The organism is Comamonadaceae bacterium M7527 (assembly GCA_021044545.1).
Taxonomy (GTDB): domain Bacteria; phylum Pseudomonadota; class Gammaproteobacteria; order Burkholderiales; family Burkholderiaceae_C; genus RS62.
This window is the reverse complement of record CP087990.1, coordinates 1,782,088-1,806,610: the sequence shown is the minus strand read 5'-3', so window position 1 is coordinate 1,806,610 and position 24,523 is coordinate 1,782,088. Positions and strand designations below refer to the sequence as shown.

The following is a 24,523-nucleotide window of genomic DNA, read 5'->3' as shown; positions in this document are numbered from 1 at the left end:
TGCAATCCTTAGTGCTTGTGTTGATGTGGTTTTTGAATGTGAACTGTTTGCTTGACACTGGTGGTCATAGGCATGGCAGATGCACCAGCGTTTTGTGCGCGTTTAGGCGTTGGTGTCTCACCCTTGTATTCGTATGCCACAGTGCCCGGGGGGTGCTTGTACCAGCCAGGGTCGGCATTGCTGTGAGCAGGCTGATCTTTGCGCACTTTGAGCACACTAAACATGCCACCCATTTCTACCGAGCCAAACGGTCCGTCGCCAGTCATCATGGGCGTTGTGTTGTCTGGGATGGCCATGGCCATTTCGGTCATGTCGGCCATACCGCGCTCTCCCATCACCATGTATTCGGGCGTGAGCTCGCGTATCTGGGCGGTTAGCCCCGCGTGATCTGCGCCAATCATGGTGGGGATGTCGTGCCCCATTGCATTCATGGTGTGATGGCTTTTGTGGCAATGCGCGGCCCAGTCACCCAGCTCGTCGGCGACGAACTCGATTTGTCGCATTTGGCCTACGGCTATATCAGTGGTCACCTCTGGCCAACGAGAACCCTTTGGTGTGGGGCCGCCATCTGTGCCTGTTACCTCAAACTCTTGACCATGTATGTGTATGGGGTGGTTGGTCATAGTCAAGTTACCAACCCGCATGCGTACGCGATCACCTTGTTTGACATTGAATGAGTCAATACCAGGAAAAATGCGGCTATTCCAAGACCACAGATTAAAGTCCAGCATGGTCATGATTTTTGGCGTGGCGCTTCCTGGCTCGACGTCATACGCATTGAGCAAGAAGCAGAAATCTCGGTCTACCTGACCAATGCGTTGGTCGTGTTGTTTGGGGTGGGTGACCCACGAGCCCATCATGCCCATGGCCATTTGAACCATTTCGTCGGCGTGCGGGTGGTACATAAAAGTGCCTGGGCGTCTTGCAACGAATTCGTATACAAAGGTTTTACCCGGTGCGATGGCCGGTTGGTTAAGCCCCGTTACACCATCCATACCATTGGGCAAGCGTTGGCCGTGCCAATGTACGCTGGTGTGCTCCGGTAGTCGGTTGGTCACGTAAAGACGCACGCGGTCGCCCTCCACCACTTCAATTGTTGGTCCGGGAGATTGGCCGTTATAGCCCCACAAATGGGCATTAAAACCAGTTGCCATTTCGCGCACAACGGGTTCCGCAACCAGGTGAAACTCTTTGACTCCTTGGCGCATGCGCCACGGCAGTGACCAGCCGTTGATGGTTGTAACAGGGTCATAAGGCCTACCCGTTTGGGCAAACAGCGGCGGTGCGGTGGTTGCATCGGGTTGAGACACCAACTCTGGCAGTGCAGCCATGGCAACTGGACTCACGGAAGCGGCCGCCACGGCGCTGGCGCCAATACCCGCCAAATTTAAAAACCGACGCCGCTCACGCAACTGTTGGTCTGAATGCTTTGCTGATGGTTGTGACATGGTTCAATGCCCTCCTGCTGTGTCGTTGGCGGGTGCAGCCGTGTCCATGGCAATGGCTTGACTGGGTACACCCATTAAATTGTTTTGCAACAGCGCGTGCGCCGTCCAAAATTGTTCGGTGGCGTTTAGGGCTTGGGTGACGGTGTTGATTTGACCCCTAGCGTCGCTTAGCAAGTCAAACACACTGATGAGCATGCCGTTGTAGCGGTACTGGTTTTCTTCAGATATGCGAGCGCGCATAGGCAGTACCACTTGTTTGTAATGCATGGCCAAGTCGTGTGCCGTGCGGTATGCCGAATAACTAACCCGTAGCTGTGAGTTGGCGTTGAGCACAGTCGCCTCTAAGTTGCGTTGTGCTGCAATTTGTTGCGCACTAAAAGCCGCCCGTTTGTTATCACCCCAGTCAAAAATAGGCAAGCTAACACCAATTTCAAAACCTCTGGCGCTGGTTACCTCTCCTGTGGCGGTGTCCTTTTTATCAACCCCTCTCACGCCCAATTCGACATCGGTAAAACTGGTCAAGGTATCAAGTGAATCACTGTCTACCAAGCGTTGCACATTCAACTTGGCAATGCCAATGTCTAGGCGCGTGTCAACAGCGGCGGTGTTGATTTGAGCGGGCAATAAGATGTTGTCAGGAACAGCGGGTAGGCGCTTGGGCAGTTGCAGTTTGGCCAGCTGCTCTGGTCTGAGGCCCAACACCCTTACCAACGCCTCGTGGGCGGTGGTGCGGGCATGTTGCGCACTGGCCAAGGCTATAGCGGCATCACTTGCAAACTGCTGTTGTTTGGCTTGTTGTAGCCAGCTGAAATTGCCCACAGCCAACAGCCTTTTTGCCAGCTCTGCACTGGCATTGGCGCTGCGCTGGACTTGCTGCGCATAGGCTAGGCGTTGTTCAGCGGCAATTGCGCTAACCCACGCCAGCTTCACCGAGGAGATGTCTTTGACAACTTGCTGGGCCAAGTCAAGCTGTGCTTGATCAACCGCGAGTGTTGCAACAGCTTGTCGCTTGGGCAGCGTTAGCAAATCTAACAATCCAAATGACAGCATGCGGGTGAGCTCCAACTCCCCGGTTGAGGTCATGCGCTCAAAGCCAAAGTTGGGGTTTGAAATGCGCCCGCCTTGTGCCGCATTGGCCGTGTTGCCAACCCCTTGTGCCAGCATCGCTTGAAATGCGGGGCTGTTGTACATGGCCAGCTCGACAGCCCCTGCCTGCGTCAGCGTTTGACCAAGAAGCGTGTCAACGCGCTGGCGTGCTTCTCGCAGTGCAGCCTCGTCAGAAGCAAGCGTTAGCGGCGCGGGTAGGTGCGTGCCAACACGAGCCGATACCTGCTCTAGAACACCTTGTGGTGTGACCGATGTGCAACCTGCCAGCACCACTACGCTGGCAGCAATGGCGCTGAGTTGTAGTCGTTGCCGCCTCATTGTGCACCGCCTTGCGATGCCCGTTTGGCCGCCTCAGATGCCTCGGCGGCATAGGCCCGCCAGCCGCCACGCTGCCCGACGACCACATTGGCGGCCCGCCAGTCTATGGGTGTCACCTCGCCATTGTCGGGGTAGAGGTCAAACGCGGATGTGTGAGACAGTGGTGGCGCATTGGTCTGCGCCAGCGCCGTGTGCATGGTGGCAACACCAATCCACACAAATAGGATTGGCAACGCCACCAGTCGGACGCTGCGGTTGATATATAAAAACATAGATACCTCTGTGTAACCACGGCTTTACTGTTAACAAGCTGTGGGCTTGAAAGCCTGTGGTCACAATGAGCACACCCGGTGCAGGGTGTGCGCTCAATCAGCCAGTACGTTGTTCACGCATTGGGCCCTTTTGATTCAAGCAAGAGGTTTAAGGGGAGGGCGAAGTAAGCCCCCAAGCACTGGGCTTGGGATTTGTTGAGCGATCCACACCGGTGCAGCACAACGCGGCTGCTCATCGGTAAAAACGGCTGGTGTTGCAGTCAAGGACAGCCCTGAGCAAACCATGAGACACGCCGCGCATGTGACGTGGATGGCGTGCGACGCCTCACAACTGTGGCTTGAAAGCACTTGTTGGTGGCTTTTTGGCAGTGGCTGAGCATGGTGAACGTGGTCAGACACCTTGACAACAGTGGTGTGATCACAACCTGGCGACGCGTGCGCTGTGCTGGGCGACACCGGGCCCGCCATCTGTGTGGCCATAGCCGCACCAGCAATACCTTGCGTTGTCACGGCAAGCATGACAAACAAACAGGTCAATAATCGGCGTAAGCGCGACAACATGGTGGCAGTATAGGCGTTTGGTACGCGTTTTCGTTGAACTTGGATGAAGACAGTGTCTCTCACTACTATGATGACCACCGTACTACGACCACAGACCCCACCCAATAGTTCCCCACGCCCCAACACCATGACCACGCCTTCCAAGACCCAACCAACACCATCAACACCTTTGGATATAGGCGTGGGTGGTATGACGTGCGCCTCGTGCGTAGGTCGGGTTGAGCGTGCTCTTAGCAAGCAAAAAACCGTGTCGCAAGCCAGTGTGAATTTGGCAACCGAGATGGTGCGCGTCGTGCCTAGCACCGAGGTTACAGATGCGGTGGCTTGGCAGCGCGACATGCGCCGCGTGATTCGTGATGCGGGCTATGAGCCCAGAGACGCACAGGTATTGGTTGATGCAGACAAACCAAACCGCATGGGCATAGACAAGGACTTTTTGCCCACGCTGGCGGCATTGTTGCTGTCCGCGCCTTTGTTATTGCCCATGGTGGTGCACTGGCTTGGCCCTGTGTTGGGCATGCTGTGGGGCGCACCGGTAACGCTGTCCATGCCTGCACCGTGGATGCAGTTTGTGCTGGCCACACCTGTGCAATTTGTCTTGGGCTGGCCCTTTTACAAAAGCGCCTGGCACGCCCTAAAGGCGTTCACGGGCAACATGGAGTTGTTGGTCGCCATTGGTACAACCGCGGGCTGGGGCTTGTCCACCTGGCTGTGGTTGACCCATCAGGGTGAGCAGCCGCCGCATTTGTACTACGAGGGCTCAGCCGTTGTAATCGCCTTGGTGTTGTTGGGCAAATACCTAGAGACGCGCAGCAAGCGACAAACCACATCGGCCATTCGAGCGTTGAACAGCTTAAAGCCCAGCACAGCCAAGTTGTTGCCCGACGGCGTGAAGCGTGAGGACATTCAGCACATTCCTGTGTCTGAGTTGTTGGTGGGTGACCGCATACGCGTCAGCCCTGGTGAGCGCATTCCAGCCGACGGTGTTGTCGCCGTGGGTAGCTCCAGTGTGGATGAGGCCATGGTCACGGGCGAGCCCTTGCCTGTGGCCAAAACCGTAGGCGAGCGCGTGATTGGTGGCACGCTCAATGGCGAGGCCACTTTGGACATTGTGGTCAGTGCCACCGATACCCACAGCGTGTTGTCCAACATTGTGACCATGGTCAGTGATGCCCAGGCAGGCAAAGCCCCTGTGCAACGCATAGTGGACAAAGTAGCCGCTGTGTTTGTACCGGTGGTGTTGCTGATTGCCGGTGTGACGTTGTGGGTGTGGCTTGCAAAAGGTGCGCCTTTTGAGCAAGCCATGATCAACATGGTGGCGGTATTGGTCATTGCTTGCCCTTGTGCTTTGGGCTTGGCTACGCCAGCGGCCATGATGGTGGGTACAGGCGTGGCAGCCAAGCACGGCATTTTGATCAAGGACGCACAGGCCTTGGAGCAAGCGTATGCCGTAGACGTGGTGGCGTTTGACAAGACGGGCACCCTCACCATGGGCAAGCCCACGGTCATGGCCACACTGTGGTGCGACCTTGCACAGCCGCACGCACAGCCCGCGTCATTGGCCGCGTTGCAAGCCCTACAAACCGACAACCCACACCCTTTGGCCCAAGCCATGCGTGATTGGCTTGAGACCCAAGCGCTGCCAGCGTCTACCAGTCAAATAAGCGTAGAGCAAGTCGAAAACGTTGCAGGAAAAGGCAGCCAAGCCGTCAGCGCTGGCGCACCGCTGCAAATGGGCAGTTTGGCTTGGATGCGTGAGCTTGGCCTGGGCGCTCAACTGGAACAACCGTCGGTGATAGACGCCTTGCAACAGTGGCAAGGCTTGGGCTATAGCGTGTCTGCTTTTGCGCAGCAAGGCCGCATTAAAGCCTTGTTTGCCTTTGGCGACGCGTTAAAGCCCAGCACGGTTGACGCCGTGCGTGCGCTCATGGCTGCGGGCCAGCGCGTGGTAATGCTGTCTGGCGACAACCAAGCTGCAGCCAATGCGGTGGGCGCGCGCGTTGGTTTGCCACCAGCTGACGTATGGGGTGAATTACTGCCAGGTGACAAGGCCACCGCCATTAAAGCGCTGCAAGCCAATGGCAGCGTTGTTGCCTTTGTAGGCGATGGCATCAATGACGCACCGGCATTGTCTACCGCACAAGTGGGTGTGGCCATGAACAACGGCCAGCACGGCGATGTAGCCATGCAGGCCGCAGGCATTACGCTGATGCGCGCGGACCCGGTGCTGGTGCAAGCGGCTTTGTCTATTTCCAAACACACGGTACACAAAATCAGGCAAAACCTGTTTTGGGCGTTTGCCTACAACGCAGCAGGCATTCCGCTGGCGGCCATGGGTTTTTTAAGCCCTGTAGTAGCGGGTGCGGCCATGGCCTTGAGCTCGGTTAGCGTGATGAGCAATGCCTTGTTGCTAAACCGCTGGAAGCCCTAATAGCCGAGCGCGTTTCAAAGCCGTATCAGTTTCAAGAGCCCTAACAATCTTTAGAGTCTTTAGAGCCCTAAGAGCCTCAAAAGCTTTTAAGAGACTAAACCACGGCCAGTCGCGATGCAGTCTCAGGTGTGGCGTTGAAACACTGAAGACCGGCCTTCGCCAAGCACCAGTAGCACGTCATAAGGGTCGCTTCTGCCTTTGTAAACTGGCCCGTCCATACCGGGAGAGCCCACCACCATGCCGGGCACTGCCAAACCAATGGCTTTGGGGCGAAGCGACAGCAAGCGCTGTATGTCGCTAGCGGGCACATGGCCTTCTATGACATAGCCGTCAATAAGCGCGGTGTGGCAAGAGCCAAACGACTGCGGCATACCCAATTGTTTGCGCTTGGCGGTGTTGCCGGTGTCAAACACTTTGGTTTTAAAGCCATTTGCTTGCAAGTGGTCAACCCAGTCTTTGCAACAACCGCAATTGGGGTCTTTCCAGACCTGTACAAGCTTGGTTGGTGCAGCGTGTACTGCAAATGATGGAGCCATTAGCGCGAGCGCGCCCAAGGCGATGAAGGAGCGGCGGTTGGTCTGTTGATTCATGGCAGTGTGACTTGTTTGCAGTCAAAAAGTTCAATGTGCACGCGAAACGCCTGCCCATGCGCCAAAGGGCTTTATCTGTTGCGCTAAAGGGTGGCAGCCGCCACCTTGGCGAGCTTGAACTATGAGACCATATCTAACTTAAACGCAAATTTTAAGACGCTTACTGACAGGATGCGCACATGGCCAACAACTGGACTGGACATTTTCCCTATACACAACACGGTGCGCGGTTTCTAGACGCACCAGCGCTGGTCAACCAAGCTTTTGGCGTGTGTGGCATACCGTTTGACGGGGCCGTGACCAACCGCCCAGGCGCGCGATTTGGCCCTGGTGCTATTCGGCTTGCCAGCCATATGTTGTGTGATGGAGGCCACCCCTACTTCAATGTGTCGCCATACGGCCAACTGGGTGACGCAGGCGACATGCGCCTGCCCAACGCCTCGCCTTTGGCCACCATACGCGAGTTGATTGAGCAGCAGGCGCAGGCGCTAATGGCCAAACACCACATGGTATTTTTAGGCGGTGACCATTCTGTCACGCTGGCTTTGTTGCGTGCTGCGCACCGCTTACATGGTCCGTTGGCGCTGGTGCACTTTGATGCTCACTGCGACACCTGGACCAATCACTTTGGTGAGCCATCAGGTCACGGCACGTGGACTTATGAAGCTATTGCTGAAGGCTTGGTAGACCCCACAGCCACCGTGCAAATCGGCCTGCGCTCAAGTGGCGATGAGGCGGCACGTAACTACGTGGCGCATCAAGGTGGCTTGATATTTGATGCGCGCAGCCAGCGTGGCAAAGACGGCGACAGCTTGCAGCCATTCATTGACAAAGTGCTAGATCGCCTTGGTGATAGACCTTGCTACATGACCCTAGACATTGACTGTCTAGACCCAGCGTTCGCACCGGGCACAGGCACACCAGAGCCCGGTGGTTTGAGCGCTAGCCAACTACTGACCTGGATAGAAGCGCTTAGCGTGCTCAACACCGTGGCTATGGATTGCGTTGAAGTAGCACCCGCTTATGACCACGGCGAACTGACCAGCAACGCGTCGGCAACCGCGGTGTGGACTTATTTAAGCGGCCAAGTGGCCAAGAAAGGCCAAAGCGCACACTAAACGCATGAGCCATTTGCTGCAATCAGACACACAGTTAAACAGCTTTAGCTACTACGAAGCCAGCGTTGAGCGCGGTGCAAGCTTACCCGCCCTAGATACCGACATACAAGCCGACGTGGTGGTGGTGGGCGCTGGGTTTGCAGGTCTTAGTGCGGCCATTGACTTGGCCGCAGCAGGCAAGCGCGTGGTGGTCTTAGAGGCACACCGTGTGTGCAGCGGTGCATCGGGGCGCAACGGAGGGCAAGCCATAGTGGGTTATGCCAGCGGCCAAGCCGAGCTTGAGCGCCAACTTGGGCGCGACCAAGCCAAACACTTGTGGCAGTTGTCATTAGATGCCATTGATTTAATAGACCAACGCATTGAGACGCATGGCATTGACTGCGACAGGCAACATGGCTATTTGTATGTGGCAGACAAAGCGCGCAAAGCAAAAGCGCTGCGCACTGAGATGGACGCCTTACACCATGACTATGGTTTTGAGTGCGATTGGTATGTCCAGACGAGCTGCGCCACCAAATAGACAGCCCCCGTTATGTGGCCGGCGCCTATGAGCGCAAGTCTGGCCACTTGCACCCGCTTAAATTTGGCCTGGGTTTGTTGCAAGCGGCCTTGGCCGCAGGCGTGCAAGTGTTTGAGCACAGCGCCGTGATTGAGCTGGTGCAAGGCAAGTCCGTTGCCGTGCGTACGGCACAGGCCACAGTGCGTGCCAGTTACGTGGTGTTGGCAGGCAACTGCACCCTGGCCCAGTTTGGCCCCAAAGTGGCACCCGGCATAACGCCGCGTGTAATGCCTGTAGGCACCTACATCATTGCAACAAAGCCACTGTCTGACGGGCTGGTACGCAGCATTATTCCCAGTGGCGCGGCGGTGTGCGACAACAATTTTGTTATGGATTACTACCGCTTTAGTGCAGACAATCGCATGTTGTTTGGTGGCGAAGTCAGCTACACCACCAAAACGCCTCGCAATTTGAGTGCGCATATGCAAGCGCGCCTGCTAGACATTTTTCCGCAGCTGGGCCAAGTGCGCGTTGATTACACCTGGGGCGGCTTTGTGGACATCAGCATGAACCGCGCCCCTGACTTTGGGCGTCTTGCCGACAACGTTTATTACTTGCAGGGTTTTAGCGGCCATGGTGTGGCGCTAACGGGTTTGGCTGGGCGCATGGCGGCACAAACCATCAGCCAACAAGCCAGCAGCTTTGACGTGTTTGCCAAGCTCAAGCACCATCACTTTCCCGGCGGTGCCTTGTTGCGCATGCCTACGTTGGCTATGGGCATGATGTACCACCGCTTGCGCGATTTGCTTTGATGGCGTGAATTTGTAAGCTAAGCGAAAGCAAAGGCCGCGCTACTAATATCCAAGCTGATTGAAAAAAATTCATTGCCTGCGTGAGGATTCAGGCGCGTTATTGTTTAAGCATTGTTTTTGTTATGTATTTCAGTTTGCCGTTTTAAGAAAGCACGTTTGTGTAGTGTCCGCGTGCTGACGCGACCGCGACAAACCTAGGGTTTGTACTGTGAGCCATACACATGTGGCCTCCCACACTTCGCATGTCTAAGACAAACACCCCCACACACTAGGAGTTGGAATATGGATATCACATCACGTCGCGGTTTACTAAAGGCCGGTGCTATTGGCGCCTTGGCCGCCCCATTTGTGGGTAATGCGCAAGCAGCTGCTGGTCAAACCTGGAAAGTGCAGTCCACCTGGGACGCTGGCACGACTGGTTACACCCTGTTTGAAAAGTGGTGTAACGACTTCCAGGAAAAGTCTGGTGGCGAACTGACCATCAAGCCATTCCCAGCCAAGTCTGTTGCTGCTGACAACAACGCTTTGTTTGAAGCTGTCAAGTCAGGCGTGTTGCAGGGTATGAACCCATGGACCCTGTACTGGGCCGGCAAGATTCCAGCATCCGTGTTTTTGTCCAGCTACCCCATGGGTCCAGACCAGCCTGCACAGTGGGACACCATGTTCTATGGTTTGGGCATGTTGGAGATGGCGCGTAAGATTTACGCCAAACAAGGTTTGTTTTACGTTGGCCCTATCCAACACGATGCCAACATCATTCACTCAAAAGTGCCCATGGACTCATTGGCAGCCATGAAGGGCAAGAAGATTCGTTTGCCAGGCGGCATGGTGTCTGAAGTGTTCCAACAGTTTGGCGTGTCACCTGTTGGTTTGCCAGGCTCAGACATTTTCCCTGCGCTGGAAAAAGGTTCTATTGATGCGGCTGACTTTGTTGGTCCAGCTGTGAACTACGACTTGGGCTTCCACCAAGTGACCAAGTACATTCTCATGGGCCCTCCAGGCATGATGAGTATTTACCAGCCAGTTGACTTGATGGACTTGACCGTCAACATGGGTGCCTGGAAGCGCTTGTCAAAAGGCATGCAGCAAATGGTTGAAGACCAGGTCAAAGGCTACTCTTTGACACAGTACACCGCAATCCAGGCTGCTAACGTTAAAGCGTTGGCCAAGTTTGCAGAAGCCGGTACAACGGTTACACGTTTGCAGCAGTCAGATGTAGACCAGTTCCGCAAGGCTGCCATACCCGCCTGGTACCGTTGGGCCAAGAAAGATGCAGACGCATCTGCTGTGTTCAAGCTGCAACTTGACTACATGAAAAACGGCGTAATGGGCTATGTAACTGATGCTGACCTGAAAGGCCAGTCACTGTAAAGCGCCATGTGCGTCTAGCACACTTGGGCTGCGCCGCATGTGCAAACATGGGCGTGGCCTAAGTGCTATAGAGCGGCACCGAATGTGCCGCTCATTTTTTTGGGAAATTTGAAATGAACTTAGAAAGCATCGGTTTTGTACTGCCGCATTGGTTGTACTGGGGCTGGCTGGCTTTTATTCCTTTGGTCGTTATCGCCATTGGTCACAAAGGCGGCGTGTTGCAGCCTGTTCCTTACGAAGAAGGTGCAGGCACCGTTGAGCGCACGCTTGATTGGATCAGCGACCGCTCTGGCCTTTTTGTGGCCTTGTGGAGCGTGACAGCAGTGTGTTTTTATACATACGAAGTGATCGCTCGTTACATTTTTGATATGCCAACGATTTGGGTGCATGAGTCCAGCTTTTTGCTGTTCGGCATGCAGTACATGATGATTGGTGCCTATGGTTTGTTGCACGGCTCACATGTGCGTGTTGACGTGTTGTACACAAAACTACCACCAAGGCGTAAAGCTGCATTCGACGTTGTAACGTCGGTCTTTTTCTTTATTTTCGTGTTTGCCATGATGGCTACATCGTGGCGCTTTGGCGTGGAGAGTCTGGCCATGGATGAACGCTCAGTAGAGACGTGGCAAATCCAGTATTGGCCTGTTAAAGCGTTGATGTTCGTTGGCGCCGTTTTGATTCTTCTGGCAGGCGTTTCGCGCTTGATTAAAGACATACGCACGTACGAGACGTGCCTGAAAAATGAGGTGGGCGCATGAGCACGATCACGGCAGCCGCGGCGAGTCGCTCGCGGCTATGGACTTATGGCTTGGCCTTGCTGGTTACTGCCATTGTGGGCGTTGAAGCGATCAACATCGCTTTTTACGACCCGTGGGGTGATGACTATTTCCTGTTCCGCATGCAGGGTGTGTTGGCTGACGTCGGCATGGCCTCGCTCACGTGGATCATGTTTGGCTCACTCTTTGTGTTGTTGATGGCTGGATTGCCATTGGCCTTTGTGGCTGGTGGTTTGGGTGTGGTGTTTTTGTATTTGCTTGGCGACGCAGCCATGCTCAACATCATTCCCAGTCGCATCTTCCCCATGATGACCAACCCAGATTTGGCAGCCATTCCGCTGTTTATTTTCATGGCCACCATGCTGGAGCGTGCGGGCTTGATTGAAGAGCTGTTTGACGCGGTTTACCAGTGGATGGGCGGTTTGCACGGCGGCTTGGCCGTGGCCACCATCATTGCCTCAACCTTGCTGGCCGCGATGGTGGGTGTGGTGGGTGCTGCCATTGTGACCATGGGCATTATTGCGCTGCCAGCCATGCTCAAGCGCAACTATGACCAGCAAATTGCTATCGGCTCCATCATGGCCGGCGGCACGTTGGGTGTGTTGATTCCACCGTCTATCTTGGCCATTTTGTACGCCGTTGTGGCGCAGCAGTCTGTGGGCGAGTTGTACTTGGGTAGTGTCATGCCGGGCTTGTTGCTCTCAGGCATGTACATCGCTTATGTACTCATACGCACCACACTAAACCCCAAGCTGGGCCCGCCTGTGCCAGTAGAAGAGCGCCTGAGCCTGGGTGCCAAGCTGGCTTTGTTGCGTCGCTTGATTGCGCCTATTCTGTTGGTGATGACGGTGTTGGGCTTGCTGTTTGCAGGTATTGCCACACCAGTTGAGGCCGCTGGTTTGGGCAGCTTTGGCGCCATTGGTGTGGCGGCCATGCACAAGCGTTTGAGCCTAAGAGGTGTGATCGAAGCCAGTACCGGCACTGTGAAAGCGACATCCATGGTGATCTGGATCATCTTTGGTGCGTCTATCTTTGTGGGCTTGTACATTTTGCAAGGCGGCCAAGCCTTTATCACCGAGACCATTCTCAGCACAGGCTGGAGCGCCTATGGCATCTTGCTGCTGATGATGATTCTGTTGGTGGTGTTGGGCATGTTCCTGGATTGGGTGGGTATTTTGCTGTTGGCCGTGCCAATCTTTGTACCTATCATCAAGTCGCTGACGTTTGACGGTTTGTTTGGCTTGCCAGGTCCAACACCTGACCAGGCTGTGTTGTGGTTCGGCGTGCTGTACCTCATCAACATGCAAATGAGCTTCTTGAGCCCACCATTTGGTTACGCCTTGTTCTACATCCGGGGTGTTGCACCCAAGGATGTGACCATGGCCACCATTTTCCGCTCATCACTGGTGTTCTTGGCCATTCAGGTGTTGGCCTTGTTTATCGTGGTGGTGGTGCCTGGTGTGGCCACTTGGCTGCCAGACATGGTGTACGGGCGGTAACGCCTAACGCCTTGTTGGCCGATTCAAACCCCTGTAGCCTGCTGGTTACAGGGGTTTTTTGTTGGTGACATGTTTTGCGGATTGCGAGGCTCGGCAAATAGTCGGCTTGGCTGGCGAAATTTGATTCATTACTGGGGCAGAATGAGCAACATTAGGAGACTTCTCATGACAGCCCCTCCCTCTTTGGTGTGGTTACCAATGGACGCCAGGCTATTGGGCGATGCGCCTCAGTCAGCGCCTTTTTTAGTGCTTGGTGACAAGTACGCTAGAGCACTCAAGTTGGGCGCCAATGCCCAGCCCTGCACATTCCCACTCGCGGAATCTGGTGACATCAATGCCTTGCTGGCCTTGGTTGACGGCGTCATGCTCACCGGCTCGCCGGCCAACATACACCCCAGCCATTTCGGTCAAACGGTGGCAGACACGTCACTTCCGTTAGATCCTGCGCGTGATGCGCTGACCCTGGCCCTGGTCAACGCTTGTTTGCAACAAGACATACCCTTGCTGGGGGTTTGCCGTGGTTTTCAAGAAATCAACGTGGCCATGGGCGGCAGCTTGCATCAGCAAATACAAAACCTGCCCGGCAAGCTGGACCATCGCGAAGACAAAACCCGCGACTTTGACCAGCAATATGAACTCGCACATGCCATAGATATCGTGGCGGGTAGTGTATTGGAGCGCTGGGCTGGTGGCACCACCACCATGGTGAATTCATTACACGGCCAAGGCGTTGACCGTTTGGCCAATGGTCTTGAGGCCTTGGCCTATGCGCCAGACGGCATTATTGAGGCATTTGGCGTGAAGGGTGCGCGCACGTTTGCTTACGGCATGCAGTTTCATCCGGAGTGGCGCTGCTGGGACAACCCTTTTTACGCCGCCATTTTTAAAGCCTTTGGTCAAGCCTGCGCCAAGCGTGGTGCACAGCGTGCACAGGGTTTGTTGTCCAAGTCGGTTGAGGCGGTGCCATAGGCTTTTGATGAAGCCAAGCCCGCCACACAACAACCAACCGACTGTTTATATGACCAACAAAAACAACCAGACTTTTAATGACCTTGAGAGATGGCTAAACGAGCGCCGCGTGACCGAGGTCGAATGCTTGGTGCCCGACTTGACGGGCGTTGCCAGAGGCAAAATTTTGCCGCGTGAGAAATTTTACGAAGACAGAGGCATGCGCCTGCCTGAGGCCGTGGTAGCCATGGGTGTAACGGGCGAGTTTCCGCAAACCGGACCTTACTACGACGTGGTTAGCCCCATAGACAGCGACATGCATTTGCGCCCGGATCCGTCTACCGTGCGTATTGTGCCGTGGGCCTCAGACCCTACGGCGCAGGTCATTCACGATTGTTACGACAAAAATGGCAAGCTCATTGCGCACGCGCCACGCAGTGTGTTGCGCAAGGTATGTGACTTGTTTGCAGCTGAAGGCTGGTCGCCAGTGGTGGCGCCGGAGCTGGAGTTTTACTTGGTCGCGCGCAACACAGACCCCAATACCCTGTTGCGCGCACCCATAGGCCGCAGCGGCCGCGCTGAGACCTCGCGCCAGGCCTACAGCATTGACGCAGTGAACGAGTTTGATCCGTTGTTTGAAGATATCTACGACTACTGCGAGAAGATGGAACTCAACGTGGATACGCTTATTCACGAAATTGGCGCTGGACAAATGGAAATCAACTTTTTCCACGACAGCCCAATGGGCCTGGCAGACGAAGTATTTTTCTTCAAGCGCACGGTGCGCGAAGCCGCTATGCGCCACGACATGTACGCCACCTTTATGGCCAAGCCCATTGCGGGCGAGCCTGGCAGCGCCATGCATATTCACCAAAGCATCTTGGACCAGGATGGCAACAACATATTCAGCAACAAAGACGGTTCAGCCACCGATGCCTTTAACCATTACATCGGGGGGTTACAGCGCTATATGCCGTCGGCCACTGCCTTGGTTGCACCCTATGTCAACAGTTATCGCCGCCTGACGCCCAACACCGCCGCACCAATCAATATTGAGTGGGGCCACGACAACCGCACAGTGGGTATACGCTCACCCATTTCCACGCCACAAGCGAGGCGCGTTGAAAACCGTATCAGCGGTGCAGACGCCAACCCCTATGTGGCATTGGCCGTGACATTGGCCTGTGGCTACCTGGGCATGAAAAACAAAATTGAGCCCAAGCCTGAAATGAAGGGCGATGCATACCTGTCACCGCATGCGCTGCCGCGCAGCCTGGGGGAGTCGCTGGACTGGCTGCGTCGTGACTCTGACTTGCACGACGTGCTGGGTCAGGAGTTTGTCACGGTTTACACCGAAATTAAAGAGGTGGAGTTTGCCGAGTTTATGAAAGTGATTTCACCTTGGGAGCGCGAGCACTTGCTGCTACACGTTTAACTGCCACGCATGCATAGCCAGTACAACAACCCGATAAGGAGGGGCATATGAACGCACCCGATAAAGCCATAGACATCAAGGCCATTCAGGCGCAAGACGCGGCGCATTTTTTGCACCCGTTCACCGACTTTAAAGATCTTGCAAGCCGCGGCTCCAAAGTGATTGTGAAGGCGCAAGGCATGTATGTGTGGGACGCTGAGGGTCATCAAATGCTGGACGCCATGAGCGGCTTATGGTGTGTCAACGTAGGCTACGGGCGCGAAGAGCTGGCCAATGCGGCGCGCGACCAAATGCTAAAGCTGCCCTACTACAACAGCTTTTTTCAAACCACCAACGTACCCGCGGTAGAGCTGGCCACACGCTTGGCCAAGCTGGCGCCCGAGGTGGACGGGCGCACATTTGAGCATGTGTTTTATTCCAGCAGCGGCTCAGAAAGTAACGACTCTAATGTGCGCATGGTGCGGCGTTACTGGGATTTGATGGGCCAGCCACAGCGTAAGGTCATTATTGGCCGTGTCAACGGCTATCACGGCTCAACCATGGCCGGCGCGTCCCTGGGCGGCATGCAAGGCATGCACGCACAGGGTGACCTGCCCATACCCAATATCACCCATATTGAGCAGCCCTATTACTTTGACAACGCCTTGCCTGGCGAGTCCGAGGCTGACTTTGGCGTACGCGCTGCGGGCTGGCTAGAGCACAAAATTTTAGAACTGGGCGCTGACAAAGTTGCCGCCTTTATTGCTGAACCCGTGCAAGGCGCAGGCGGTGTCATCATTCCACCAGACAGCTATTGGCCAGAAATACAGCGTATTGTCGACAAATACGGCATTTTGCTGATATCTGACGAAGTGATTTGCGCCTTTGGTCGATTAGGTCATTGGTTTGCCTACGAAAAGTTTGGCTACAAACCCGACCTGGTAACCTTTGCCAAAGCTGTTACCAGTGGCTACATACCGCTGGGCGGCGTGATGGTGGGTGACCGTGTGGCCAAGGTGCTGATCGAGCAAGGCGGCGAGTTCAACCACGGCTACACCTACAGCGGTCACCCTGTGGCTTGCGCCGTGGCCCTGGCCAACCTGGACATCATGGAAAAAGAAGGCCTGGTTGAGCGCGTGCGTGATGATACCGGTCCTTATTTGGCGCAGGTGTTTGCTGAACTGGGTCAACACCCGCTGGTAGGCAAGGCGCAGACCTGTGGCATGGTGGGCGGCTTGTTGTTGCTTAAAAACAAGGCAACTGGCGAGGCCTTTGGCGACGATGTGGACGTGGGCATGATGTGCCGCACCCATTGCTTTGACAACGGCTTAATCATGCGTGCCGTGGGCAACCGCATGATTGTGTCGCCGCCCCTGATCATGAATCGCGCAGATATTGATGAATTGGCCACGCGCATCAAACTGGTGCTTGATAAGACGCTGGCCCAGCTTCAAAGTGCTGGACAAATGTGAGGTGAGAATGCCCATTGGTAATGCCACAATCTGTTTTTACAATGTACAGTTGTAATGAGTGTGGCCCCATTGCGGTGTGGGCTGCTACAGAGTTACTGAAGTTTGGTATTTGATAAGTCTTTTAAATGGAGAAAAGCAGATGTTGAAGAAGCACGTATTTGCCCTGGCAGCAGCCGCAGCGTTGTTGGCCGCTTGTGGTCAAAAGAAGAGCAGGCCGCTGCATCGGCTGGCACGCAAGCTGTCGCCAGCACAGAAGAAAAAGTGCTGAATATCTACAACTGGCCTGACTACATCAGTGAGTCCATGATTCCTGATTTCGAAAAAGAAACCGGTATCAAGGTGAACTACCAAACCTTTGAGACCAACGAGGCGCTGCATGCCAAGCTGGTAGCGGGTAATTCTGGCTACGACATCGTGATGCCAGGCTCGGTGTTCGCCAAGCCCCAAATTGATGGTGGTTTGTTGCAAAAGCTGGACAAGACAAAGCTCACCAACTACGGCAACCTGGACGCTGAGGTCATGAAGAAGCTGGAACTGGTAGACGCTGGCAATCAGTACATTTTCCCGTGGGGCTGGGGCTTTACAACAGTGGGTATCAACAAAGGCCGCGTAGAAAAAGCACTAGACGGCATGCCCATGCCGGCCAACGCGTGGGACTTGGTATTTGACCCACAGTACACCTCCAAGCTCAAGTCTTGCGTATTGCCTACCTAGATTCACCTACAGAAATCGTGCCGGTAGCCTTGCACTACGTGGGCAAAGACGCCTATTCCAATGACCCAGCTGACTACAAGGCCGCTTTGGAGATGCTGGAAAAAGTGCGCCCAGACGTGCGCATGTTCTCATCCACCTTGATTGACGACATGGCCGGTGGCAAAGCCTGTGTGGCCATAGGCTGGTCTGGCGACATCAACATTGCACGAGAGCGCGCGGTTGAAAACCAGAGCAACGAAGTCATTGAAGCCTTGCTGCCTACAACCGGCGGCCTGATTTTCTTTGACACCGTGGCCATCCCGGCAGATGCCAAGCACGTGAACAACGCCCATTTGTTCTTGGACTACTTCTTGCGCCCAGAGGTATCCGCAACGTTTACCAACGAAATGCAATACCCGGCTGGTAACAAGGCGGCCAAGCCCCTGGTTGACCCTGCCATTGCCAACAACCCTACGATTTACGTAGATGACGCCAACATGGCCTTGATGGTGCCACCAGGCAACTTCACGGCCAGTGCGCGCGAGGCCATGGCCAACGTGTACACCGCGTTCAAAAAAGGTAACTAAGCGCTTATTGCAACACTGCACATGAGCAGGGCCGCATCCTCCAACCACAGCGTTGGCGGTTGCGGCTTTTTTTCATAACAGCGCCGCCCCCGCTGCTGCCCCCTACTTTTATGAACGCTACTACTGCTGCCGCTTCTGGTGAAGGTTATTTGCAAACCGTTGACTTGCTCAAACGCTTTGACGAGGTTGCCGCCGTTGACCAAGTGAGCTTGTCTATCAACAAAGGCGAGATCTTTGCGCTGTTGGGCAGCTCGGGTTGTGGCAAGTCCACCTTGCTGCGCATGCTGGCGGGGTTTGAGTCGCCCACATCAGGTCAAGTATTGCTGGGCGGGCAGGATATTGCGGCCATGCCGCCATACGAGCGCCCTATCAACATGATGTTTCAGTCTTACGCGCTGTTCCCTCATCTCACCGTATGGGACAACGTGGCCTTTGGTTTAAAACGCGAAGGTTTGCCACGTGCTGAAATCAAGTCGCGTGTAGACGAAATGCTAGGCCTGGTGCAACTGGGCAACTATGCCAAGCGCAAGCCACACCAGCTGTCTGGTGGCCAACAGCAACGTGTGGCGTTGGCCCGCAGTCTGGCCAAACGCCCCAAGTTGCTGCTGCTGGACGAGCCCTTGGGCGCACTGGACAAAAAGCTTCGTGAGCGCACACAGTTTGAGCTGGTCAACATCATCGAGTCTGTGGGTGTGACCTGCGTGATGGTGACCCACGACCAGGAAGAGGCCATGACCATGGCCTCTCGCATTGCTGTGATGAGCCAAGGCAAAGTGCTGCAAGTGGGCACACCCAGTGAGATTTACGAATACCCCAACTGCCGGTTTGTAGCGGACTTTATCGGTAACGTGAACTTGTTTGATGGCCACATGTCGCTGGACGAATCTGACGCTTGCGAAATCACCACGCCAGACGGTGTGGTGCGAGTGAGTTACGGGGTCTCTGGCACCGTGGGCAGAGAGTTGACTGCCGCTATTCGGCCAGAGAAGATTGCCATCTCCAAAGACAAGCCCGCTGATGTGAGTGTTAATTTGTTCAGTGGTGAGGTGATGGAGATTGCCTACTTTGGCTCTTACAACACATTTATTGTCGAGATGCCGTCTAGGCACCGCATCAAGGTCACGCAGGCCAACACCTCGCGCTACGAGACCAGCGACATCACATGGAATGACCGCGTTTATTTTTGGTGGCCTGAAGAGGCGGCCATTGTATTGACCACTTGATGCGAGCGCGGCAATGACTTATTTGTGGCAACTATTGGGCGGGGTCGGCAAGCGTGGTGTGATTGGCGTGCCTTACGTCTGGCTGCTGGTATTTTTTGCTTTACCGTTTTTAATCTTGTTGCGCATCAGCGTGACAGACATGGGCGGCGGCGTAGACCCGTTTGTGCCATTGGCCGTGCTGCAAGATGGCGTGCTACGCTAAAGCTCAAGTTGGCCAACTATGCGTCCATTTTTTGGAACGTACAAACGCCAGGCGAGACCACCATTTACATAGAGGCCTATGCCACCTCTCTGCGCTATGCAGCACTCACCACGCTGTTTTGCGTGGTTATTGGCTATCCGTTTGCCTACTTTATTGCGCGCAGTCCAGAGCGCATACGCCCGGCCTTGTTGATGATGATCATGCTGCCGTTCTGGACCAGCTTTTTGCTGCGCGTGTACGCCTGGAAGGGCATATTGGCCGACAACGGTGTACTGAATAGGCTTTTCATGTTTTTGGGTGTGACCAATGAGCCCATTCACATGTTGTACACCGACGTGTCCATGTTGGTCGGCATGACTTATGTGTATTTGCCGTTTATGGTGTTGCCGCTGTATGCCACCCTGGTCAAAATGGATTACCGTTTATTGGAGGCTGCCTACGATCTGGGTGCGGGCCCGCTTAAGGCGTTTTGGCTGATTACGGTGCCTTTATCCAAGGCGGGTATTGTCGCGGGCTCCATGTTGGTGTTTATTCCCAGCGTGGGCGAGTTTGTCATTCCGTCTTTGTTGGGCGGCGCCGACAACCTGATGATTGGCCGCGTGGTGTGGGACGAGATGTTCAGTTCCAACAACTGGCCGCGCGCCTCTGCATTGGCCGCCATCATGATTTTGCTGATACTGGTGCCGCTGGCCTTGTATTACCACTACAGCGGTGAGCGCCAAGCGCAAGCTGACGAGGGCCGGGTATGAAGCGTGTGATGTCAGCCATCTTTAAAAACACCGGCTGGATCTGGATGACCAGCGTGTTTGCTTTTTTGTATTTGCCCCTGGCGTTTTTAATATTCTTCTCATTCAACAGCACGCGACAGGACGCACGCTTTACAGGCTTTTCACTGCGCTGGTATGAGGCGTTGATGAATGACGGCCGGCTGATTGATGGCTTTTGGTTGTCGCTGAAAGTTGCGCTGACGACTGGCACCTTGTCTGCGGTGCTGGGTACATTTGCCGCCTTTGTGTTGGTGCGTTACACACGCTTCAAAGGTCGCACCATGTTCTCAGGCATGATCAACGCGCCACTGGTGATGCCAGAGGTGATTATTGGCCTGAGCTTGTTGCTGATGATGGTGGCTGTGCAGCGCACGACAGAATCCTGGTTTGGCATTGGGTGGCCAGACCGCGGTTTCATCACCATTGTGTTTGGCCACACGCTAATGGGCATGGCCTATGCCATGGTAGTCATTCAGTCGCGCTTGCGCGAAATGGACAGGTCTATTGAAGAAGCCGCCATGGACTTGGGTTGCCGCCCGGCGCAGGTTTTTTTCCTGGTGACATTGCCCAATATTGCACCAGCCATGATTTCCGCCTGGTTGCTCACCTTCACCTTGTCGTTTGACGACGTGGTGATCTCTGAGTTTTTGTCTGGCCCGGGTGTGACCACATTGCCGCAAGCCATTTTTACCTATGCACGCAGAGGCATCAACCCAACGGTGTGTACGCCGCTGCCACGCTGCTGATTGTGACGGTCACCATCGTCATCGTGAGCTACAGCATTTGGGTGGCCAGGGCGCAACGCCAACGAGAGCGTGAGATGCAAGCCGTGATTCGCCAGGCACACCAGTAACAAACAAAAACAGTAAGCGCAAGGAGGCCGCAATGACGTCAGAACAACTACTAAAAGGCATGCAGTTTGATGGTCGTGCGTTTATAGGCGGGCAACGCGTGCACGCTAAAGATGGCCAGTTGTTTGACAATGTGTCCCCTGTAGATGCGCGCGTGCTCACCCAAGTAGCCCGTTGCGCTGCACCAGACATAGACGCAGCTGTAGCCAGTGCACGTCAAGCCTTTGACGACAAACGCTGGAGCGGCATGGCACCGGCTGCGCGCAAGCGCATCATGATCAAGTTTGCCGATTTGCTGCTCGCGCACGGCGACGAGCTGGCACTCACTGAAACGCTGGACATGGGCAAGCCCATTCAATATGCGCGCAGTGTGGATGTGAATGCTGCAGCCAACTGTGTACGCTGGTACGGTGAGGCCATAGACAAGCTGTACGACGAAATAGCACCCACAGCATCGACTGCTTTGGCGCTGATCACACGAGAGCCTGTGGGCGTGGTGGGCGTCATCGTGCCGTGGAATTACCCCATGATCATGGCGTCATGGAAAATTGCACCAGCCTTGGCTGCGGGCAATAGTGTGGTGTTAAAGCCCAGTGAAAAATCTCCACTCACCGCCATGCGCATGGCGGAACTGGCCATGGAGGCAGGCGTGCCAGAAGGCGTGTTCAACGTGGTGCCCGGCTTTGGTCCAGAGGCAGGTTCGCCGCTGGCCTTGCACATGGATGTGGACTGTATTGCTTTTACCGGCTCCACCCGCGTGGGCAAACAAATACACGTCATGGCTGGTCAAAGCAACCTAAAGCGTGCGTGGACAGAGTTGGGCGGCAAGTCACCCAACATTGTGTTTGCAGACTGCCCAGACCTGGACAAGGCAGTGGCCAGTGCCGTTGCAAGCATTTTCTTTAATCAAGGTGAAAGCTGTAACGCGCCATCGCGGCTGCTGGTACAGCGCTCCATCATGGATACGTTTTTAGAAAAAGCCCTGGCGTTGGTGCCGCAGTATGCGCCCGGTAACCCGCTTGACAAGGAAACAGTCATGGGCGCGCTGGTAGACCAAACGCAAATGAACACCGTACTGGGCTATATTGACAAAGGCAAAGCCGGTGGTGCCACCTTGTTAGCCGGTGGTGAGCAAGCGATGACAGACACAGGCGGATACTATGTACAGCCCACAGTGTTTGCAGGTGTGACCAATGACATGGTGATTGCACGTGAGGAAATTTTTGGTCCGGTGTTATCCGTACTTGGTTTTGACGATGCAGCCCAAGCCGTACAAATAGCCAACCAAACCGTTTACGGCTTGCAAGCGGGTGTATGGACCGCCGATATCAACAAGGCGCACAGCGTGGCGCGCGCCTTGCGTGCCGGTACCGCATGTAAACCAATACGATGAAGACGACATTACCGTACCCTTTGGCGGCTTTAAGCAAAGCGGCATTGGGCGTGACAAGTCTTTGCACGCGGTTGACAAATACACAGAAACCAAGACCACTTGGATTCGTATCGACAGCGCACTGTAAAGACTTGCCGCACGTGACGCAGCCCACTTCAAACAACCATACAGGCGGCGAACTGTTGCCCACTGACACACAGGCTGTGCCAGCAGCTTCCAGTGCAGACGAAGCCTTGGCTGTGGGTGGCGATATCAACAGCGAAGACGTAGACACCAGCTTGGACCAAGCCATGGGTCCATTGTGGGCAAGGGTGTTGGCGCCCTTGCCATTGCCTTTGCTGCGCGGCGTGGGCAGGGCGGCGGGCTATTTGTTGTATGCCGTTGCTGGCAAGCGCCGCCGCATTGTGGCGGTGAACTTGGCATTGTGTTTTCCTGAGCGCACAGCTGCACAGCGCAAGCGCTTGGGGCGGGAAGTGTTTGTAGCGTTTAGCCAGTCCTTGCTTGACCGTGCCTGGTTATGGCACGGCGCACCTGCGGTGGTGGCCCAACGGCTGCAGTTAAAAGGTGACTGGCAGCACCTGACGGATAACACCGAGCGCGCGCAGGTGTTGTTTGCGCCTCATTTTGTTGGTCTAGATGCGGGGTGGACTGCGTTAAATGTCCACGTACCGCGGTCATTTGCCACCATTTATGCCAAGCAAAACAAGCCGCGCCTAGACGCCTGGATAGTGGCCGGACGAGCGCGTTTTGGCAAACCCGCCTTGTTGGCGCGACAAAGCTTGGGCAAGTCTATTGTGCAAGTGTTGCGAGGTGGTGCGGCACTGTACTTGTTGCCCGACATGGACTTGGGCGCGCGCGATGCTGTGTTTGCACCGTTTTTTGGGGTGAGTGCCGCCACAGTCACATCGTTGCCGCGCATGGCTGCCATGGGCAAAACCGGCGTGACGCCTGTGACCACGCGCATGACCAGCGCTGGCTACGAGGTGCACATAGGCAAGCCTTGGACCAACTACCCCACAGGCGATCATGCCGCAGACGCTGCCACCATGAACATCTACCTGCAAGCTATGGTTCAGACCATGCCGCACCAGTATTACTGGGTACATAAGCGCTTTAAAACGCGCCCCGACGGCGAGGCGCCGCTGTACTAAAACGGGATTAAACCGCGTAGTCAGCCCCCATGCGATCCAGCTTGCGCAGCAGCGCAGGCCAGGCAATTGCAGGGCCTTGGCCAGCAGTGGCTTGTTGCATGATGGCCGCATTGGCTTTTATCAAGGACTGGTCCAACTCGCGCAATGCGCCACTGGCTTGTGCGCCAATTTGAATTTGGCACGTGCTTTCAAACAAGTACATGTTTAAAAACGCCGAGGCCACGCTGCTGCCTACAGTCAACAGGCCGTGGTTGTGCAACAGCAAAAACTGTTTATCTCCCAAATTGGCTTGCAGGCGTGGAATTTCATCATCGCGCAAGGCCACGCCCTCGTAATCGTGTGTGGCCAACGAGGCCAGCACAAATGTCGACTGCTGTGAAATAGGGCGAATGCCACCTGCTTGTGCACTAACGGCGACACCGGCCTTGGTGTGCGTGTGCAGCACGCAGCCCACATCTGGTCTGGCTTCGTGTATGGCGCTGTGTATCGTGAACCCTGCGGGATTGACTGGAAAGTGAGTGGGCGACAGGATGGTGCACTGCGCGTCTACTTTTATCAGCGACGATGCGGTGATCTCATCAAACATCAAGCCATAAGGGTTGATGAGAAAGTGGTGCTCAGGCCCTGGCACACGCGCTGAAATGTGTGTGAACACCAAGTCGCTCCAGCCATAGGCTGCAACCAGTCTGTAGGCGGCGGCCAGGTCACAGCGCAAAGCCCATTCTTGCGCACTGCATTGGTCTTTTAGCGACTGAATAGGTAAGGGTGCGTGTGCAGTCATGCTGGTCCTGGGTGGTGGATGCTTGTTGTGCAATGTATCAGGCAACAGCATGGCGCCAAACCAAACCTGATGCCGTCACTGGTGCGACTTGCACGCTGGCATTTTGTTATTCTCTTGTCACCCTGGTCGTAATTATTTGCAGAAGTTGCAACGATACTAGGGCAGACCCTATGGACGCCAAGACTTTGAGGCTCTACAGTTCGTTACTGTAAAAGTGTATACAAAGTACGCCGTTTAGT

15 protein-coding genes and 5 pseudogenes are annotated in these 24,523 nt (G+C 55.0%); 15 read left to right on the top strand and 5 right to left on the bottom strand.

Annotation, left to right across the window (positions count from 1 at the left end; translation table 11 throughout):
• Positions 1-8 precede the first annotated feature (8 nt).
• The 3 genes from LN050_08705 to LN050_08695 are packed head-to-tail and all read right to left on the bottom strand — an operon-like array spanning position 9 to position 3,145.
• On the bottom strand, positions 9-1,412 hold the full coding sequence (locus LN050_08705; GenBank protein UFS57375.1) for a copper oxidase: 1,404 nt from the start codon (positions 1,410-1,412) through the stop codon (positions 9-11).
• A 39-nt stretch (positions 1,413-1,451) separates the two neighbouring features.
• Positions 1,452-2,873 (bottom strand): transporter, encoded by a 1,422-nt coding sequence (locus LN050_08700; protein UFS55851.1) that lies wholly within the window; start codon positions 2,871-2,873, stop codon positions 1,452-1,454.
• On the bottom strand, positions 2,870-3,145 hold the full coding sequence (locus tag LN050_08695; GenBank protein UFS55850.1) for a hypothetical protein: 276 nt from the start codon (positions 3,143-3,145) through the stop codon (positions 2,870-2,872). The genes LN050_08700 and LN050_08695 overlap by 4 nt, the downstream gene beginning before the upstream one ends.
• 688 nt (positions 3,146-3,833) lie before the next feature.
• Between LN050_08695 and LN050_08690 the strand changes: the two genes are divergently transcribed.
• Positions 3,834-6,137 (top strand): heavy metal translocating P-type ATPase, encoded by a 2,304-nt coding sequence (locus LN050_08690; GenBank protein ID UFS55849.1) that lies wholly within the window; start codon positions 3,834-3,836, stop codon positions 6,135-6,137.
• Positions 6,138-6,259: 122 nt separating this feature from the next.
• Here the strand turns inward: LN050_08690 and LN050_08685 are convergent, their stop codons facing one another.
• A complete protein-coding gene (locus LN050_08685) occupies positions 6,260-6,673 on the bottom strand; it encodes a DUF411 domain-containing protein (protein UFS57374.1) in 414 nt (137 codons plus the stop codon).
• A gap of 233 nt (positions 6,674-6,906) precedes the next feature.
• Here LN050_08685 and speB point away from each other — a divergent pair, with 233 nt between their 5' ends.
• The 14 genes and pseudogenes from speB (at position 6,907) to LN050_08615 (ending at position 23,503) form a co-directional block, all read left to right on the top strand.
• Positions 6,907-7,845, top strand: a complete 939-nt coding sequence (gene speB, locus LN050_08680) for an agmatinase (protein UFS55848.1) — start codon at positions 6,907-6,909, stop codon at positions 7,843-7,845.
• 4 nt (positions 7,846-7,849) lie between these two features.
• A pseudogene (locus tag LN050_08675) lies at positions 7,850-9,156 on the top strand (FAD-binding oxidoreductase).
• 282 nt (positions 9,157-9,438) lie between these two features.
• Positions 9,439-10,527: a TRAP transporter substrate-binding protein DctP gene (gene dctP, locus LN050_08670; protein ID UFS55847.1), complete on the top strand. Its 1,089-nt coding sequence runs from the start codon at positions 9,439-9,441 to the stop codon at positions 10,525-10,527.
• 113 nt (positions 10,528-10,640) lie between these two features.
• Entirely contained in the window at positions 10,641-11,285 is a 645-nt protein-coding gene (locus tag LN050_08665) for a TRAP transporter small permease subunit (GenBank protein UFS55846.1), read from the top strand.
• Positions 11,282-12,802: a TRAP transporter large permease subunit gene (locus LN050_08660; GenBank protein UFS55845.1), complete on the top strand. Its 1,521-nt coding sequence runs from the start codon at positions 11,282-11,284 to the stop codon at positions 12,800-12,802. Before LN050_08665 ends, LN050_08660 begins: the two co-directional genes overlap by 4 nt.
• A gap of 165 nt (positions 12,803-12,967) precedes the next feature.
• Positions 12,968-13,771, top strand: a complete 804-nt coding sequence (locus tag LN050_08655; protein ID UFS55844.1) for a gamma-glutamyl-gamma-aminobutyrate hydrolase family protein — start codon at positions 12,968-12,970, stop codon at positions 13,769-13,771.
• A 49-nt stretch (positions 13,772-13,820) separates the two neighbouring features.
• Positions 13,821-15,185, top strand: coding sequence for a glutamine synthetase family protein (locus LN050_08650; GenBank protein ID UFS55843.1), 1,365 nt, complete (start codon positions 13,821-13,823; stop codon positions 15,183-15,185).
• Between the two features lie 47 nt (positions 15,186-15,232).
• Positions 15,233-16,636: an aspartate aminotransferase family protein gene (locus LN050_08645; protein UFS55842.1), complete on the top strand. Its 1,404-nt coding sequence runs from the start codon at positions 15,233-15,235 to the stop codon at positions 16,634-16,636.
• Positions 16,637-16,993: 357 nt separating this feature from the next.
• A pseudogene (locus LN050_08640) lies at positions 16,994-17,916 on the top strand (extracellular solute-binding protein).
• Between the two features lie 110 nt (positions 17,917-18,026).
• The gene (gene potA / locus LN050_08635) at positions 18,027-19,139 is read left to right on the top strand and encodes a polyamine ABC transporter ATP-binding protein (protein ID UFS55841.1); all 1,113 of its coding nucleotides are present in this window, start codon (positions 18,027-18,029) and stop codon (positions 19,137-19,139) included.
• Positions 19,140-19,152: 13 nt separating this feature from the next.
• Positions 19,153-20,090, top strand: a pseudogene (locus LN050_08630) (ABC transporter permease subunit).
• Positions 20,087-20,961, top strand: a pseudogene (locus LN050_08625) (ABC transporter permease subunit). The pseudogenes LN050_08630 and LN050_08625 overlap by 4 nt, the downstream one beginning before the upstream one ends.
• A 32-nt stretch (positions 20,962-20,993) precedes the next feature.
• A pseudogene (locus LN050_08620) lies at positions 20,994-22,479 on the top strand (aldehyde dehydrogenase).
• A gap of 13 nt (positions 22,480-22,492) precedes the next feature.
• Positions 22,493-23,503, top strand: coding sequence for a lipid A biosynthesis acyltransferase (locus LN050_08615; GenBank protein UFS55840.1), 1,011 nt, complete (start codon positions 22,493-22,495; stop codon positions 23,501-23,503).
• A gap of 7 nt (positions 23,504-23,510) precedes the next feature.
• On the opposite strand, the gene LN050_08610 is transcribed toward LN050_08615, so the two are convergent.
• Positions 23,511-24,284 carry a class II aldolase/adducin family protein gene (locus LN050_08610; protein UFS55839.1) on the bottom strand — a complete coding sequence of 258 codons (774 nt, stop codon included), beginning with the start codon at positions 24,282-24,284 and terminating at the stop codon, positions 23,511-23,513.
• Between the last annotated feature and the right edge of the window lie 239 nt (positions 24,285-24,523).